Source organism: Domibacillus sp. PGB-M46 (genome assembly GCF_022668875.1).
Lineage (GTDB): Bacteria > Bacillota > Bacilli > Bacillales > Domibacillaceae > Domibacillus.
This window is the reverse complement of sequence record NZ_JAKGCR010000075.1, coordinates 1-431: the sequence shown is the minus strand read 5'-3', so window position 1 is coordinate 431 and position 431 is coordinate 1. Positions and strand designations below refer to the sequence as shown.

Genomic DNA, 431 nt, shown 5'->3' with positions numbered 1-431 from the left:
CGGGCATCTTCTATAGAAGTTTAATTCTTAAAACGTTGACGTTTATTTTGTTCAGTTTTCAAAGATCAATTCTCTTTACCGCCATCTACGACAGCTAAATAATCATACCGTTTATTTATCTTCAAGTCAACACTTTTAAATAAAAATGTTTTTCTATCAAATGAATAAAAGCTGCAAATTAAGTTACTTCCTCACCGTATTCACCGGCAGATAAATAATTTATCACAGGCTTTCAAGCGAATCAACAATAAATCATCAAAAGATTATTTTACCAAACATGTTTCGAATTACTTCCATGTCATACACATGTTGTATTTACTAAATGGAATGACGAAAGTCATCAAAGCGAATAATATGGAGGCGGCAACCGGACTCGAACCGGTGGTAAAGGTTTTGCAGACCTTGGCCTTACCGCTTGGCTATGCCGCCAA

1 tRNA gene is annotated in these 431 nt (G+C 35.5%); it reads right to left on the bottom strand.

Annotated elements, in window-relative coordinates:
- Positions 1–355 precede the first annotated feature (355 nt).
- Positions 356–429: transfer RNA gene (locus L2D08_RS23650), tRNA-Cys, on the bottom strand.
- Positions 430–431 lie beyond the last annotated feature (2 nt).